The sequence below is a fragment of the Thermosyntropha lipolytica DSM 11003 genome (assembly GCF_900129805.1).
In the GTDB taxonomy this organism is placed as follows: domain Bacteria; phylum Bacillota; class Syntrophomonadia; order Syntrophomonadales; family Syntrophomonadaceae; genus Thermosyntropha; species Thermosyntropha lipolytica.
In genome coordinates, this window is sequence record NZ_FQWY01000005.1 from 33,034 (window position 1) to 47,344 (window position 14,311).

Here is a 14,311-nt window from a genome sequence, read left to right on the forward strand (position 1 = left end):
CTCCATCAGTCACCCCCTACCATCTCTAAGAGTGATTTGCCAGGAGGCACCATAGGATAAACATCGGCTTCCCTTTCCACCCAGAAATCTATGACTACCGGACGGTCATCAACCTTCAAGGCCTCTTTTATTGCTCTTTCCACTTCTGCGGAATCTTTAACCCTCATACCTACTGCTCCATAAGCTTCTGCCAGCTTAACAAAATCAGGTTGATGGCTTATATCCGTATAGGAATAGCGGCGGTTATAGAAAAGTCCCTGCCACTGCCTTACCATCCCTAAATACTGATTATTTAATATACATATGATAACCGGCAGTTTATACTGCACCGCGGTAGCCAGTTCCTGAATATTCATCTGAATACTTCCATCCCCGGCTATATCAAAAACCGGCCAGTCCGGTCTTGCAATCTTGGCTCCAATAGCAGCCGGAAAACCAAATCCCATCGTTCCCAGCCCGCCGGAACTTATAAAGGTACGGGGGTATTTGAACTTGTAATACTGGGCAGTCCACATCTGGTTTTGCCCTACCTCGGTAGTTATTATCGCCCGTCCTTCTGTAATCTCCGATATTTTTTCTATTATGTGCTGAGGCATAATCCTGCCCGGGGAAGGTGAGCCATAAGTCAAAGGATACTCATCTTTCCAGCGATCTATTGTCCGGTGCCATTCGGTATACTCTTCCACAGCATCCAACCTTTCATTTATAGCCCGCAGCACTTCTTTTACCTGTCCTACTATCGGCACATGAGCTTCTACATTTTTCCCGATTTCCGCGGCATCTATGTCAATATGAATCACTTTGGCTCCGGGAGCAAAAGCATCCAGCTTACCGGTAACCCGGTCATCAAACCTTACCCCGGCTGCTATAATAAGGTCGCTCTCGGAAATAGCATAATTAGCATAGCGTGTTCCATGCATACCCAGCATACCTAATGACAGGTAATGGTTAGAAGGAAAAGCCCCTAATCCCATCAAGGTAGTGGTAACCGGTATCTTCCTCTTTTCTGCCAGCTCCCGCAGCTCATCTGCCGCCTCCGAAGATATGACCCCTCCTCCGGCATAAATAACCGGCCTTTCCGCCTTCTTTATAAGTTCTACGGCCAGTTTCACCTGACCCATATTATAACCTTTCATGACCCGGTAGCCTCTTATATTTATTTCTTCTCCTGCCGGCTCATACTCAATTTCTCTATCCATTACATCCCGGGGCAAGTCTACTACTACCGGCCCCGGCCGATTGGTACGGGCAATGTAGAAGGCTTCCTTTACTACCCTGGCTACATCTTCCGTCCTTTCCACCAGATAATTATGTTTGGTTATCGGCAAGGTAATCCCGGTTATATCTGCTTCCTGAAAAGCATCCTTCCCTATAAGATGGGTGGCTACCTGCCCGGTAAAACAAACTAAAGGTATAGAATCCATATAAGCCGTAGCAATACCGGTAACCAGATTGGTGGCCCCAGGCCCGGAAGTTGCTATACATACCCCAACTTTGCCGGTAGCCCGGGCATAACCATCGGCAGCATGAGCCGCTCCCTGCTCATGACGTACCAGAATATGCCTTATCTTCGAATGATAAAGAGCATCATATATAGGAAGAACTGCTCCCCCTGGATAGCCAAAAATCGTATCTACTCCTTCTTCTTCCAGGCAGCGCAGCAAAATCTCTGCTCCTTTTAGCTTCATGAGCTCACCTCCATTTTTGATAAAATGGTACCCTCCATATGTTAAACAGCTATTAATTGAATATTAAAAATCGTTATGAAATTAATTTTTTACAAAAAAAGCAGGCTTCTATGCCCGCCGGTAAGAATAGACCAGGTTATTTTCTAAAAACCGCCCCTTTGCTTGCTGATTCTACCATTTGGGCATATCTCTTCATATATCCGGTTTTTATTTTGGGTTCAGGTTCCTGCCATCTAGCTCTTCTCTGCTCTAATGTCTTTTCATCAACCAGCAATTCCAGTTTACAGGCAGGTATATCTATACGAATAATATCCCCTTCTTCTACCAGAGCAATAGGTCCTCCCGCCGCAGCTTCTGGAGATACATGGCCTATAGAAGCTCCCCGGGTAGCTCCGGAAAAACGTCCATCGGTTATAAGAGCCACATCTTTATCTAGCCCCATACCGGCCACTGCCGAAGTAGGAGTGAGCATTTCTCTCATCCCCGGACCCCCTTTGGGTCCTTCATAGCGGATAACAATAACATCACCTTTTTGGATCCTGCCCCCGAGAATAGCTTCTACCGCTTCTTCTTCGGAATCAAAAACCCTGGCCTTCCCTTCATGCCTCATCATTTCTGGAGCTACCGCTCCTTTCTTGACCACTGCCCCTTCGGGAGCCAGATTGCCAAAAAGTATAGCTAAACCGCCGCTTTCACTATGCGGGTCATCTACCGGCCTTATTACTGAATAATCTAAAACCGGAGTATTTTTTATATTTTCCCCTACGGTAAATCCGGTAACCGTAAGACATTCCGTCTTGATAAGCCCTTTTTTGTTAAGCTCATTATAAAGAGCAGAAATCCCTCCTGCCCGGTACAAGTCCTCCATATGATGCTCTCCCGCCGGGCTTATTTTGCATAGATGGGGAGTAGTAGCACTTAGCCGGTTGAAAAGGTTTAAATCGAGCTTTACCCCGGCTTCATGAGCAATAGCCATAAGATGCAGAACCGAATTGGTAGAACAGCCAATAGCCATATCTAAACGTATAGCATTATAAAAGGCATCTTCGGTCATAATGTCAAGCGGTTTTATATCCTTCGCTAAAAGTTCCATTATCTGCATTCCGGCCCTTTTCGCCAATCTTATCCTTTCCGCATATACAGCAGGAATAGTTCCATTGCCAGGAAGAGCCATGCCTAGAGCTTCGGTGAGGCAGTTCATAGAATTAGCGGTAAACATCCCGGCACAGGAACCACAGGTAGGACACGCATTTTCCTCTAAGACATAAAGTTCATCTTCCGTCATCTTTCCTGCCGCTGTAGCTCCTACCCCTTCAAAAACCTGCGAAAGGCTTACTTTTCTTCCTTTGAAGCTTCCTGCTAACATCGGCCCTCCGCTTACAAAAATAGAAGGTATATTAAGGCGGGCAGCTGCCATAAGCATACCGGGAACTACCTTATCACAGTTGGGAATAAACACCAGAGCATCAAAAGCATGGGCCGTAGCCATCACCTCGACTGCATCAGCAATCAGCTCGCGGCTGGCCAGGGAATATTTCATCCCTATATGGTTCATGGCTATACCATCACACACCGCAATAGTGCTGAATTCTAAAGGGGTTCCTCCTTTAAGCCTTATGCCTGCTTTTACTGCTTCTGCTATTTTATCCAAATTTATATGTCCAGGAACGATGTCATTTTTGGAGTTTACCACCCCAATAAGCGGGCGGTTAATTTCTTCATCAGTCAAACCTAAAGCTTTAAATAGGGAACGGTGGGGAGCTTTCTCTAATCCCTTTTTGGCCCGGTCACTACGCATAAAAGATCTCCTCCCTTTGCATTTTGCCACCATATCGCTTTTTATCCCTCTAAAATACTGGCAACTAAAACCAGGTATAAAAAAACCCTCTCTACCCATGCAGGGACGAGAGGGATTTCCCGCGGTACCACCCTGTTTGCCGCTCAATGCGACCACTCTGGCACACCAAGGCATGATAACGGACCTTGCTATCCGGCATCACCTACTAAGCCTTTTAACCAAAGGCCGTTCAGATCGCGGCTCCGGGATGATCCCTTATGAAATATTAATACCAGGTTTTCAGCTACCCCCGGCTCTCTGTGATTAATTGATTTCATAAGTCTTTCCCTTCACAGCCTGTTATATCGATTCACTTATTATCTACATAGTATATTTAAACTTACCTGCCCTGTCAATGTCTTTTTTATTTTATTTTTTGATACCTGTTTTCCAGTTTGTTTATATAATCCTTGAATTTTACCTTACAGGCCTTCTTTTGTAAACTATTTTCGCTCCTCTTCATCTGTTTAAACATGTCCCACAACAGTATCTGTCCTTCCCGGCTTTGAAAAGCTTCCCCTGGCGTCATTCCCTTTAAAACCGGAAGACGGGACTTTAACCATTTATTCAAGTAAAGCTCTTTGAGCACCGCTTCCAGACCGGGATAGAAACGCCTGACCTCGGAAGTAAGAACAGCAAAAATCCCTTCCCGCCTTATTTCCATCCCCATAAATTCCAGATCATCGCAGAGTTTTATCGATAATTCATCACGCCGGCAGCGCAAATCATCTTCCCCAAAAGCCGATACGGTAAGATACTCTTTATCCAGTATATACTCGGCCCCAAACAGGTCTTCCTCTCCATCCTTTTCCAGCCGGTAAAAAATTGTATAATCAGGCAAAGGGTAAAAGCAGTCGCCGGTTAAGGCCAAAAAATCATAAACCCTGGCATAGTTTTTGACCAGATAACGGGCAGATAAAAAGCGCACACCGCCCAGAGAGGTTTCTTCCTCATCCTTAGATCTAGCAACATCTTCAAAAAAAGTATACTGCCCCTCTATATAGCTGTAAACCGCCAGCAAATCAACTTCATATCTTCCTTTAAGCTCCACGGCTTCGCCCAGCTCATTTGCTATTTCCTCATCTAAATCAGCTAAAAAGTCAGCATCCAGACATACCACCACCAGTTCGTCCCCATTTATGACCAGATCAACTTCCCCGGGACCTAAAAAAGATACCCCATTATACCATTCATCCTGGTCATATAGAGGGGATATCCTGAGATGGATCCCGCGCGGTATTTCTCCCACTACTTTCAGCAATCTTATCTCTTCCAGCCAGACAAAAAGCCCATCAATATCTGCAATATCATAGACCGAACAAAAAAAGCCCTTCTTATCCGGCTCCCAGTTATGATAGGCAGGCATACTACTTTTAGCAACCAGCTTAACATCAAACAGCTTCCATCTTAAATCTTCGCTCTGGTTTATCCGGAATACATAATTATATTTATAAACCCCTTCCCTCTCCAGCAAGCAAAGATGGCCATTAACCAAAGCCCCATCTTCTTTGCGGGATACGGTATCAGCTTTGGCTTCCAGCAACAAATGGCCAGGTTTTAGCACCCCGGCAAATAAATCCTTTATATCAGTAAGGGCTAGCCTGCTCCGGTCCAGAAGGGAAGCGATATATATATAATCCTTTTGTTTTAAAGCATAGAAAAAGCTGTTTATAAGCTGTCCCGGCAGGAGATCAGAACAAAGTTTTAAGGTAAGGTCATAAATTTTTTCTTCCTCTGCCTTTACTTCTGCTTCCAGATACTTTTTATATATAAACCTGCCCGTAGGGGGGGAAATCATATTTTTCCTGTTTACTTCATAAGCCTTTTGTATAAGCAGGCAGACCTCTTCCCAATCAAGCTTCACCATATCGGAAACCTGCCGGCGGTCAGCATCATATCTCCTTATGGGCATATCAGAAACCAGGGCAAAACTATGTATTCCTTCCAGCCCATAAGATAAATAAAAGTATTCAATATCAACATACCTTCCCCCTTTTTTCCAGGCCACCTCCAGACTTACACTCCCACTTTCCCGGCTCAAGCTGGCATAAGCCTTGTGAAAAACCCCTTCTTGAAAAGAAATAGCATCTATGTCATATCCCGCCATGCGGTACTTGTTTAGTGCCCGCATACATACCGGTTTAAATTCTTCTTCATATTCTTCTAAAAAAAGCCGAAAAAATACTGCCAGGTCTTCATCATAAAACAAAGCCAGTTCTTCCAGCAGCTGCTTTTTTAAATCAGGGGGTATTTCCTTCGCCACTTCTAAAATTATAAGCCTTCCTTCATTATCATCAATAAACTTCTTTATATCCTCAACTATACCTCTTAAAATCTGTTTCGGCAAATAAGTTTTTCTCCTCATCTTCAACTCCTTAAGCTCGAGTAGTGCTAACAAGTAATGTATCATTTTATCTTAAAAATAGCAAACCTTACCCCATCCTGGGGGTTAGTTCCATAAGTGTATTTTTTTATTTTTTGCTGACCCAAAGCTAATAACGTGACAAAAAAATAATTTTTCCGGCAGGAAACCAGGCCTGACATGAAGAAAATTAGATTTCGTGCATAAAATATCAAAAGCGCTTTTTGAGGGATTACCTATGATAAGAATACGAGTAGAAAACTTAAGCCCGGGTATGATAGTAGCCCGCAGTATATACAGCAGCGACGGCCGCATACTTTTGCATGCCGGCATCGAACTCAATGAAAACTACATCCAGCGTCTGCAAAATCTGGGTATAGGTTCGGTATATATAAAAGACGAATTTGATGATGAAATACCTTATCCGCTGCGCGAACCAGTATCGGAACAGACACGCATAGAAACAGTAAAAGAAGTAAAAAATGCTTTTGAAGCCATCGAACAAAGCCGTTCCATGAATACGCGGGCTATAAACAGCATAGTAAACAAAATATTAGACGAAATCCTGGCTAATAATGATGTGCTCATAAACCTTTGTGATATACGCACCTTCGATGATTATACCTTCAGCCATTCGGTCAATGTCTGTATTCTTTCGGTTATGACGGGTATTACCTTGGGCTATCATGATCTAAAGCTTAAAGAATTAGCCATAGGCTCGCTTCTCCATGACATAGGCAAAGTCTATATTGATAAGTCGATATTAAATAAGCCGGATGACCTTACCCGCGAAGAATATGCGGAAATAAAACGCCATACCGAATACGGCTTTGAGATACTGCGCAAATACCCGGATATACCTCTGCTTTCCGCACATGTAGCTTTTCAACATCATGAACGCTGGGATGGACAGGGTTATCCCCGGGGCCTTGGCGGGGAGGAAATACATGAATATGCCCGTATAGTAGCTGTAGCCGATGTGTATGATGCCCTCCTGTCTGATAGGCCTTATCGTCCTTCCTATACTATAAACCAGGCTATAACTATATTAACGCGTATGGCCGGCATCTATCTGGAACAGAGGTGTATAAATGCCCTGCTTTCTAATATAGCTGTATATCCTATAGGAACTATTGTGCAGTTAAATACGGGAGATATTGGTATAGTGGTGGATGTAAATAAAGAAGTTCCCACCAGACCGGTCCTGAAAATAATCTACAACCGAAGCACCAGTAGAATATGCCGGCCTTATGAAGTTGACCTTTCCAAATTAACTACTATAATAATAACCCGCTCGCTTACGCGCGAAGAGCTGGCGGAGATGCTCAAAAACTAGCAAGGAGGTAATCCTATGTTTTTCGATAAAGCAGGTGAACACAATACCGAAGCCACCTTAAAACTGGCCTTAAAAAAAGCCGAAGAAAAAGGAATAAAAAATATAGTCGTAGCCTCCTGTGAAGGAGATACTGCTTTTAAGCTTTTATCCCTGGCGGAAAACCGCTTTAATATAGTTTGTGTAACCCATCATACGGGATTTAGAGAACCAGGAGTAAATGAAATGAGCGAGGAAACCAGGCAAAAACTTATAGCCCAGGGGGTAAAGGTACTTACTACCACCCACCTTCTGGCCGGGGTAGATAGAGCTATCCGCAACCAGTTCGGCGGAGTATACCCGGCGGAAATAATAGCCCAGACCTTGCGCATATTCGGCCAAGGCATAAAAGTAGCCGTAGAAATTGCCGTCATGGCACTAGATGCCGGCCTTATTCCCTTTGGCCAAGAAATAATCTCCATTGGTGGGACATCCAGCGGAGCTGATGCCGCTATCGTAATTCAACCTGCCCATTCTAACCATTTTTTTGCTACAGAAGTAAAAGAAATAATATGTATGCCTCGTAATAAAAAACAGGTATAAAAAAAAATTTTTTACCCAAACTAAAATGGGTGATAAAATTGGCTGAAAAAATTATAAGTTTTATTCTGCTCCTTATTATGGGAGGCACTTTTATCTATCTTCTAGTATTTAAGGTAATTCCTACTATTTTCGACAAAAAATAAAACCATCCCCCGGGTATTATAATAGGTTTTTAAGCTAAAAATAAGACCAAAGGGGGGATAATATGACTAGATACCGCACAACAGACGGCAGGGAAGATTTAAGAGAAAGATTTCATTGGTTTGGAGCTTTAGCCATCCCTTTAGCCTTTATCAATGGATTATATTTTGGCGGGTATGCTCTACGCAAAATCCGGCAGTATGTGGAAGGCGGACCTATGGATTAACTTCCCTCCTTGGCAAAAGATGGTTCAAAAAGAACCGTCTTTTGTTTTATCCTGTACTACATAAAGTCCCGAACTCCTCTGCCATTCAGCCAGCAAAACCTCTTTCATATCCTTTATCCCCTGGCAAGCCAGTTCACGCCGGAGCCATTCTTCATCAAATCCAATCAGGCTAAGATTATCCTCTATAATTTCCCCATCCAGAACCACGGTTACCGGCAGTTCCGCCGGCTTACCCGGCAGCTTGAGATCAGCCAGAGTAGGAGTGCTGTACTCCGGCTTTTTCATAACACTGCACGAACCATCAGGTTCTAAAATAGCATAAGCCACTTCCTTCACGGAAAATACTCCTTTTTGCCGGAGCAGATTCTGCAGCTGGTTTATATCCATCTTGTTTTTGCCCAGCTCCTCTTTATCGATCTGTCCATTTCTTATAACAATGGAAGGGCTACCATCTATATAATAACGGGTAGCATTCCATTTAAGGGTGATATATTTGGTGGCAAAATGCAGTAAAGCCCAGAAAAAAAGAGCATATAGTATGTAAAAAACATTGACTTCAGGTTCGTAAATAGCTGCTCCTACCAGCTCCCCCAGTACAATAGCTGTTATAAAATCTAAAGGATGAAGTTCTCCTATCTGGGATTTGCCCAGAAATTTAATTATGATCAGCAAAGCTACAAAACCTGCTAATAACTCCAAAGTTATGTGTACAAAGTGGTGCAACAAATCTTATTACCCCTTATAACCCTTTTTGGCTATTATTTTATTTAAAAAAAAAGTTATTATACATAAAAATAAGGCGGCTTTTACAGATTTAAAAACCGCCTCTGGGTCTTAACTTATAATTTAAACTGAATAATAATATCCCGCAGTTTCTTGCTTAAGCCATCTAATTCCTGGCTTATGTCTTTTATGCGCTGCATAGCACTTAGCTGCCCCTGGGTAATAGCTGTTACCTCTTGGGCTGCAGCAGCTGATTCTTCCGTAACCGCGGAGATATTTTCTATGGATCTGGTTATCTCATCTACGGAAGCTATTACCTCCTCAAAAGCAGCGGTAATGTCATGAATTGACTTATCAATATGTTCCGCCCCGGTTTCTATATCTTGGAAAGCAGCAGCACTTTCCTGTAAAGAAACCCCCTGTTCATTTACCAGTTCTGCCACTTCTTTCACCTGTTTAACAGTTCTTTCTACTTCCTTTTGCACTTCCTTGATTATGGCAGCTATATTCAGGGTAGCTACAGAAGTCTCTTCTGCCAGCTTGCGCACTTCTTCTGCTACTACAGCAAACCCCCGGCCGGCATCTCCAGCCCGAGCTGCTTCAATAGCTGCATTGAGGGCTAAAAGGTTAGTCTGTTCAGAAATACCGGTTATCACCGTAACTATTTCCCCTATTTCCCCTGTTTTACGGCTTAATTCCTCAATAAATCCGGCTACATTATGTGCCGTAGCTACCGTTTTTTCCATCTTTTCCTGCTGATTTCTCATTATCCCGGTTACCTTATCTACTATGCCCTTAAAATTAGCTGACTGGCGGGCAATATCTTCCGTAGTCTCTCCCACATTCTGCATCGCTTTGCTCACCTGTCTGGCCAGTTCGCTCATCCGGGAGGCATCCTCAGCCTGGGCGGAAGCTGCCCGGGCTACCTGTTCTGAACTGGAAGCTACCTGCTCGGAAGCCGATTGGGTATCAACAGCTATGCCTACCAGCTGGCTGGAAGTCTGGCTCAATTCATCCGCGGCAGTCCGCATATCTTTGATTATATCCCTTAAATTTTGGCTCAGTTCCGCAAAGGAACTCTGCAAAATTCCATATTCCGAGTCGCTAGTAACCTTTATATCCCCGGTCAAATCTTTGCCGGCTATCCGGGAAGTAACTTTAACCATTTCCCACACCGGGCGGGCAAAAGCTCCCGAAATATACCATATAAAAATCCCTAAAAGCACCAGTACCCCTAAAACTGCCATCATATTTTGCCTCATCATGGCATTAAGGGGTGCGGACAATTCACTTACAGGAATATTAACCCCTAATGACCATCCGGCAACCTTAACTGGAGCATAAGCTAAATATTTTCTCTCCCCTTTAAAAGTATATTCGGCTATGCCCGCATTAAGGGCTACCATATCTTTTCCTATATTGGCCATTTCTTCTCCTAACTGGAACTGGTTAAGTTTTAAAATATAATCCCGGTTGGGATGAGCTACACAGTCCCCGGCCCCATTTATCATATAGGCATAGCCAGTCTGCCCTACTTTAATACCAGCTACCAGCTCTATCAGAGAGTCCATCTTAAGTGATGCCCCTAAAAGCCCTACCAGTCTGCCATCCGGGCTGTAAACCGGCACTACCATGGGAGCAACCATATTGCCCGTAGCTCTTGATATTACAGGGCTGGCTATATTAGCCTCTCCCTTAAGCCCTTTTTGCACATACTCCCGGTCAGACAAATCAACATAACTTCCGGCATCGGTAACTGCTTTCCCATCCGGCCAGATAAAATAAAGGTTGTCATAAGCATCCGACTTGGCTTTTTGCAGATAGCTGATAAGCTCCCCTTCACTCATATGTACATACTCTCCGTCCTGAGCCAGGGCTAAAATTTTAAGTTCATTCAGCCTTCCTTCCAAAACAGCATTAACCTGATTGCTGTAACCGATGGCTACATCTTTTAGATGGGCGGTTATTTCGCTCCTCAAGAGTTTTCTGCCGCTCCAGACCGAAACGGCCCCCTGCACAGCCGCAGCAATTATACAGGCTAAAACTACCGCAATGAGGATTTTAAACCTGATACTTTGCGTAAATTTTAGTTTCATCACTTTCCCCCTCCACCATAGCTAAATTTTTAAATCCTACGAACCGTTTATTTTAATCTTTGATTATATTCGCCCTTTTTCAACTTTTTCCTCCCCGGGTTTACAAAAAAATAGGCCTTTTTTATCATTTTTTAAAAATTAAAGGGTGTTAGCCCTCCTGGTTAACACCCCTTCTTTAAACCTTTCTACTTAAGGATTATACATCCCCTTGGCACTCATATAGTTAAAAATCCCTTCCCCATGCTGCTGTTCTTCTTTTTGGATATGATTTAATATATTCCTTATATTGCTGTCCCGGAATTCAAATATAGCAGTATTATAAGTATCAGATACATACTTCTCCGTCATGAGCATATCATTGCATAAAGCAGCATCAGAAGGATTTCCTGCACCTGGCTGTACTCCTCCCTGTAAAGGGGTTAGCCCTCTTCCCTGTCCTCCTCCCATCGCCGGCAGCTGGCCGTTTAAAATCTGGTTAATCGTATCATAATGGGTCTGCTCCTGTTGGGCATAAGCCGTAAAAAGCTGTTTCAATTGAGGATCGGTAGCCTTACTTGCATATTCATTGTATTTCTGCACACATACCTGTTCATGTTTCTTCTGATCCTCTAAAAGCATCCTTTCCTTCTGGGTAAGATTTATCATTTTAACCACCTCCTCTCCTTAGTCTGCACATCCGGAACTTTTTTATACCTTCTTAAAAATATAATTAAAAAATTGTCCCCGGGTAAAATTTTATGGTATCTTTTAGATACAGGTAAATTTTAATAAAAAACGGGAGAGGATGCTTGTATGTATCAGGTGGAATGTATATTCAAAGGATTTGCCCGCAAAAGTGAATTATTAACCAGAATACCGGTAAATTTCATTAAAAATCCCAATATATTTGTACAGGAATTCAAGGTAATAACCGAAGAGGCTTCCAAGGTAGGAGAAAACAACGGATTTGAATACTATGGCGAATTAGGAATCCTTCTCATAATAAAAGAAAACAATACCCTGATCTCGCTTTTAGATGAAATAAGCCAGACTATTAACAAGCTGGTAAGCAAAAATAAAGTTAAAATCATAAGCACCGATATCGGTTTTGAATATTATGAAGATGATGAACAAAAACCCATGCCCAAACATTTTTTGCCAAAAAGTAAATAAAAAGAGGGTTCACATCCACCCTCTTTTTAGCTTTTTTTCCTTTTCTGGAGCCGATGGCCGGATTCGAACCGGCGACCTGCTGATTACGAATCAGCTGCTCTGCCACTGAGCCACATCGGCTTATATTTTTTGACATCAAGATAATAACAGGTTAATTCCTCATCGTCAAGAGCTAACTGGTAGTTTTTTTGCTTTTTTCTTCGAGGTAATAGTAACTCGGGTTATTCAGAACAATAGCCTGACAGGCCGGGCAAATCTGATTAAGATATGCCTTGCGTCCGGAAATCTGCACCATTTTTTTCAAAGTAGTTTCCGGATAAGTTTTTCCACATATACTGCATTTATCCATACTTTTTCCTCCTCCTTCATCACCAACCTCAATCCTCATCTACCAGCATAAGCCTCCATATACCTTATCTCTATCTCTACCAGTTCCATAACTTTATCTACCGCAATCTTTTTTACTTCTTCACTCTCATTTTCCAGTTCTTCAACTACCAGCTGGGCAAAAGGTATCTTGCGCATTCTATCTAGAGCATCATCTATTTCTACCTGCGAAAAAAATGCATTTAAAAGGGTAAGCAGGTTATGAAAATAATTCTCGGCCCAGGTTTCAACCTCTTCCCTATCCGGGATGCCATTCACCGCGGTAAACCGGCTTAAATTATACACTCCTCTTCCCCTCCAGCCACATTTTTCCTTCCTCAATAGCCGCCTTAACCTGCTCCGGCGCAGGTCCCCCCTTCACCTTGCGGCGGGCGACACATTTTCTTACATCCAGATAATCGTACACATCCTCCTCTATCAAAGAACAAATACCCTTATACTCAGGTAATTCCATTTCTTCTAAACTTATGCCTCTTTCAATACAATATAAAACGGTTCTGCCTACTACCTCATGGGCATCCCGGAAAGGAAGCCCTTTGTTGACCAGGTAATCTGCCAGGTCGGTAGCATTGGTAAAGCCGCCTTTAGCCCCTTTTTCCATGTTCTCTTTTTTAAATTTAGCAGTTTTAAGCATAGGATTGAAAACCAGCAGACACTTCTTCACCGTATCTACCCCATCAAAAAGGGCTTCTTTATCCTCCTGCATATCTTTATTGTAAGCCAGGGGAAGCCCTTTCATAACCGTAAGCAAAGCGATAAGATCACCATAAACCCGTCCTGTCTTTCCCCTGATAAGTTCGGCCAGATCCGGGTTCTTTTTTTGCGGCATAATACTAGAGCCGGTAGCAAAAGCGTCATCCATCTCTACAAAGCCGAACTCTTCAGTTGACCAGAGGACAAGCTCTTCCGCCAAACGGGAGAGATGCATCATCAGGATAGAAGCAAAACTTAAAAATTCCAGAGCAAAATCCCGGTCACTTACAGCATCCAGGCTGTTGCGGGTTAGCCAGGCAAAACCCAGCTTTTCCCGCACAAAATCACGGTCCAGATCAAAGCTGGTACCGGCCAGGGCTCCTGACCCTAAAGGCATATAATCTGTCCGCTTATAACAATCCTCCAACCTTTCTACATCCCGGCGCAGCATCTCAAAATAAGCCAGCAGATGGTGAGCCAGACTTACCGGCTGAGCCTTTTGCAGATGGGTATATCCCGGCATGATAGTATCTATATGTTCACCAGCCAGGATAAGCAGGGTTTCCTGTAAATCAAGGATAAGCCCTTTTATCTCTTCCATCTCCTCTTTCAGGTACAGGCGCAAATCCAGAGCCACCTGGTCATTGCGGCTTCTTGCCGTATGCAGCTTTTTGCCTACCTCTCCTATCTTCTGAATAAGAAAGGTTTCAATATTCATATGCACATCTTCCGCTTCCACCGTAAACTCCAGCTTACCCTCTTCCAGCTCTTTTTCTATCTCCTTGAGCCCTTTTATTATGAGCTCTTTTTCTTCTTCTTTTATAATCCCCTGTTTGGCCAGCATAGAGGCATGAGCTATACTACCTTTTATGTCCTGCTTGTACATGCGACAGTCAAAAGCTATAGAAGCATTAAAATCTTCCGTCAGCTTATCGGTATTTTTGGTAAATCTTCCACTCCATAATTTCATTCCCGCACCTCAAAACCTTTCTTAAAAATTTTCAACTTATATTATATATCCCCGGCTCCGCAATGTACATAATTATAACTTAAACCTATTTTGTCATCTCCCTTTAAACTTTACCTGCAGA

The 14,311-nt window shown here is 43.1% G+C and carries 13 protein-coding genes, 1 tRNA gene and 1 other annotated feature; of the genes, 4 read left to right on the top strand and 10 right to left on the bottom strand.

Features of this window, described 5'->3' with window-relative positions; translation table 11 throughout:
- Window positions 1-5: 5 nt before the first annotated feature.
- The 3 genes from ilvB to BUB92_RS02000 form a co-directional block, all read right to left on the bottom strand.
- Window positions 6-1,688, bottom strand: a complete 1,683-nt coding sequence (gene ilvB / locus BUB92_RS01990) for a biosynthetic-type acetolactate synthase large subunit (RefSeq protein ID WP_073089390.1) — start codon at window positions 1,686-1,688, stop codon at window positions 6-8.
- Between the two features lie 136 nt (window positions 1,689-1,824).
- Entirely contained in the window at window positions 1,825-3,486 is a 1,662-nt protein-coding gene (ilvD, locus tag BUB92_RS01995; protein WP_073089392.1) for a dihydroxy-acid dehydratase, read from the bottom strand.
- Window positions 3,487-3,584: 98 nt separating this feature from the next.
- Window positions 3,585-3,828, bottom strand: a binding site (T-box leader).
- 61 nt (window positions 3,829-3,889) lie between these two features.
- On the bottom strand, window positions 3,890-5,872 hold the full coding sequence (locus BUB92_RS02000) for a hypothetical protein (protein WP_143156837.1): 1,983 nt from the start codon (window positions 5,870-5,872) through the stop codon (window positions 3,890-3,892).
- 253 nt (window positions 5,873-6,125) lie between these two features.
- Between BUB92_RS02000 and BUB92_RS02005 the strand changes: the two genes are divergently transcribed.
- From BUB92_RS02005 to BUB92_RS11485, 3 genes are all read left to right on the top strand, one after another.
- Window positions 6,126-7,223, top strand: a complete 1,098-nt coding sequence (locus BUB92_RS02005; protein ID WP_073089396.1) for an HD-GYP domain-containing protein — start codon at window positions 6,126-6,128, stop codon at window positions 7,221-7,223.
- Window positions 7,224-7,238: 15 nt separating this feature from the next.
- Window positions 7,239-7,802 (top strand): pyruvate kinase alpha/beta domain-containing protein, encoded by a 564-nt coding sequence (locus BUB92_RS02010; protein WP_073089398.1) that lies wholly within the window; start codon window positions 7,239-7,241, stop codon window positions 7,800-7,802.
- A 205-nt stretch (window positions 7,803-8,007) separates the two neighbouring features.
- Entirely contained in the window at window positions 8,008-8,169 is a 162-nt protein-coding gene (locus BUB92_RS11485) for a hypothetical protein (RefSeq protein WP_159432293.1), read from the top strand.
- A gap of 24 nt (window positions 8,170-8,193) precedes the next feature.
- On the opposite strand, the gene BUB92_RS02015 is transcribed toward BUB92_RS11485, so the two are convergent.
- The 3 genes from BUB92_RS02015 to BUB92_RS02025 form a co-directional block, all read right to left on the bottom strand.
- Window positions 8,194-8,895 carry a DUF421 domain-containing protein gene (locus BUB92_RS02015; RefSeq protein ID WP_341372065.1) on the bottom strand — a complete coding sequence of 234 codons (702 nt, stop codon included), beginning with the start codon at window positions 8,893-8,895 and terminating at the stop codon, window positions 8,194-8,196.
- A gap of 113 nt (window positions 8,896-9,008) precedes the next feature.
- Entirely contained in the window at window positions 9,009-10,988 is a 1,980-nt protein-coding gene (locus tag BUB92_RS02020; RefSeq protein ID WP_073089399.1) for a methyl-accepting chemotaxis protein, read from the bottom strand.
- 189 nt (window positions 10,989-11,177) lie between these two features.
- Window positions 11,178-11,633, bottom strand: a complete 456-nt coding sequence (locus tag BUB92_RS02025; RefSeq protein WP_073089401.1) for a spore coat protein — start codon at window positions 11,631-11,633, stop codon at window positions 11,178-11,180.
- Between the two features lie 147 nt (window positions 11,634-11,780).
- On the opposite strand from BUB92_RS02025, the gene BUB92_RS02030 reads away from it, so the two are divergent.
- On the top strand, window positions 11,781-12,140 hold the full coding sequence (locus BUB92_RS02030) for a hypothetical protein (protein ID WP_073089403.1): 360 nt from the start codon (window positions 11,781-11,783) through the stop codon (window positions 12,138-12,140).
- Between the two features lie 45 nt (window positions 12,141-12,185).
- Here BUB92_RS02030 and BUB92_RS02035 read toward each other — a convergent pair.
- The 4 genes from BUB92_RS02035 to argH all read right to left on the bottom strand — a co-directional run bounded on the left by BUB92_RS02035 (window position 12,186) and on the right by argH (window position 14,190).
- A tRNA-Thr gene (locus BUB92_RS02035) sits at window positions 12,186-12,260 on the bottom strand.
- Between the two features lie 52 nt (window positions 12,261-12,312).
- Window positions 12,313-12,528 carry a hypothetical protein gene (locus tag BUB92_RS02040; RefSeq protein WP_073089404.1) on the bottom strand — a complete coding sequence of 72 codons (216 nt, stop codon included), beginning with the start codon at window positions 12,526-12,528 and terminating at the stop codon, window positions 12,313-12,315.
- Window positions 12,525-12,812, bottom strand: a complete 288-nt coding sequence (locus BUB92_RS02045; RefSeq protein WP_073089406.1) for a hypothetical protein — start codon at window positions 12,810-12,812, stop codon at window positions 12,525-12,527. The genes BUB92_RS02040 and BUB92_RS02045 overlap by 4 nt, the downstream gene beginning before the upstream one ends.
- Window positions 12,805-14,190, bottom strand: a complete 1,386-nt coding sequence (gene argH / locus BUB92_RS02050) for an argininosuccinate lyase (RefSeq protein WP_073089408.1) — start codon at window positions 14,188-14,190, stop codon at window positions 12,805-12,807. Before argH ends, BUB92_RS02045 begins: the two co-directional genes overlap by 8 nt.
- Between the last annotated feature and the right edge of the window lie 121 nt (window positions 14,191-14,311).